The 1,801-nt window shown below is 69.5% G+C and carries 1 protein-coding gene and 1 pseudogene; one reads left to right on the top strand and one right to left on the bottom strand.

Annotated elements, in window-relative coordinates; all coding sequences use genetic code 11:
• Window positions 1-194 precede the first annotated feature (194 nt).
• Window positions 195-1,205 carry an NAD(P)H nitroreductase gene (locus ABDW21_RS08700; protein ID WP_343710324.1) on the bottom strand — a complete coding sequence of 337 codons (1,011 nt, stop codon included), beginning with the start codon at window positions 1,203-1,205 and terminating at the stop codon, window positions 195-197.
• A 294-nt stretch (window positions 1,206-1,499) separates the two neighbouring features.
• Here ABDW21_RS08700 and ABDW21_RS08695 point away from each other — a divergent pair.
• Window positions 1,500-1,801: pseudogene (locus ABDW21_RS08695) on the top strand (hypothetical protein); the annotation flags it as partial.

The raw sequence follows: 1,801 nt of genomic DNA, 5'->3' as shown, positions 1-1,801 counted from the left end.
CGAGTTCGGTCTGGGCCGCCTTGACATGCATGTCGATCTCCGATCTGCGTTCGGCATTCAGTGTTCCGGGGAATCGCACTGGCGTGCAGGGTCATTAGTCCTCTGCGCCGCGCTGTTGGGCCCGGTATGTCCGCGGCGCCGAGTGACCAAGGACCGCGGTCGGCGGGCTCGAATCGTGCATCGCCGGATGACGGTCAGCTCACCCACCGCAAGACGTCGTCGAGTGGCCGCCGGGGCGTGGCGGGCGGGGTTTGCTCCCCGCTGGGCGCCACGCCCACGCGCACCAGCACCTGGGGCCAGGCGTCGTGATCCAACGCGTCGTGATCCAGCGCGTCGGGGTCCAGCAGCGCTGCGACCATCGCGCGGGTCGCTTCGAGCTCCGTGACGTGCGTCAGCGGGCAGGTGGCCAGCCCGGCCGCCGTGGCGCGCAGCAACACCTGCGACAGCACTTCGCCGGACACCAATGCGTCCATGCGAGAGTCGGTTTCGGTGGACAGCACCACGACCTTCGCGCCGTCCTTGGGTATGTCGGCCCGCCTGTCCCGGTGATGGACGAACGGGAAGGCCCGCCCGACGTCCACCCGGCTGCCTTCGGCGGCTGACACCAGCGAGCTGCGCGGTACCCCCTCAACGGATGTCTCGAATGGCACTGTCCAACCGTCCAATTCGGTGTGATACGACGAGTCGTAAAGGCGTAGTGACTCAGCCAGCTCGGCCGCGTCCGCCAGCTGCGGCCGCACGCTGTCGGGGATCGTCTCCACGCGCACGGTGGCGTTCCCGGCGTCGCGCAGCAGCGGCTCCACCGACGCCCAGTTGCCGGGCGGGTAGAACGGCAGCCGGTCGCTGCGGCGCGCCAGGATCGCGTCGGCGGCGCGCCGATCCGCCTCGGTCACCTCGCCGGCCCGGGTGAAGTGCGCCGACGCCAAGTGGTCGGCGTCCTGCGGATCGGGGAACCGCTCGATGTGGGCCTGCCAGCCGGCGGCGGCCATCGCCACCCGCAGGTGATCCAGCGCGGCGCCGCAGCCGATCAGCGCCTCGCGCCCGGACCTGTCATGGGTGATCATTCGCTCGCGGTCCAGGACCAGATCCAGGCGGCCGTCCTCGGCCACCCATCGCCAGGGCTGGCTGTTGTACAGCGAGGGGGCGCGGCACGCCAACCGCACAGCATCTCGGATGACGTCGGTGTCGACCTTCGTGGCGCGCATCATGATCTGCATCTCCCTTCGGCTGTCGAGCATTCTCGTGGTCCGCTGGTCCGCGACAGGGCCAAAAGTCCTCGTCTGGACGGTATTTGTGCTTTTGCCGCAACGACTTTGGTGCAGGACGCGGGCCGTCGCGGCGCGGGTGCGCGGGGGCGGCGGCACTCGGCTCGTCGCGACTGGTGGTGCCGCGCACCGGGCCGTCACGGGGAATTCCGCCGCTCGAGGTGCTCCTCATGGTGCTATCAGGTACAGTCGGCAGAAGGCGGCATGTTGTTCACCATGACAAAGGAGAATTACATGGAAATCTCAGCTTCACCGAGCTGGGTCACCGCGGGTGTCGCACTCGTCGGCGCCGGCCTCATCGCCGTCACCCCCGCGGCACCCCCGTCGGTCGCCCTGCCGCACGTCGAGGTGCCGGCCATTCAACTCACCTCCATCGACTTCCTGGGTCTGGACCTGGCCCTGTCTGTCGACGGGCTGACGGTGGAGTTCGGCAACGCCACAGCCGCCTCAGGCCTGGGCGACATCGCGCTGGCCGTCGGCAGCGACAGCAACGCCACCGCCACCGGCGGCTTCCTCGACCTGGCCACCGCCCTGGG

It is taken from the genome of Mycobacterium sp. (genome assembly GCF_039583805.1).
In the GTDB taxonomy this organism is placed as follows: domain Bacteria; phylum Actinomycetota; class Actinomycetes; order Mycobacteriales; family Mycobacteriaceae; genus Mycobacterium.
The sequence above is the reverse complement of the archived record's forward strand: the minus strand, read 5'-3'. Positions and strand labels throughout refer to the sequence as shown.

Bases quoted from the DNA above. Each gene is read 5' to 3' on its own strand.
- ABDW21_RS08700 (WP_343710324.1), bottom strand. From the start codon at position 1,205: ATGCGCGCCACGAAGGTCGACACCGACGTCATCCGAGATGCTGTGCGG.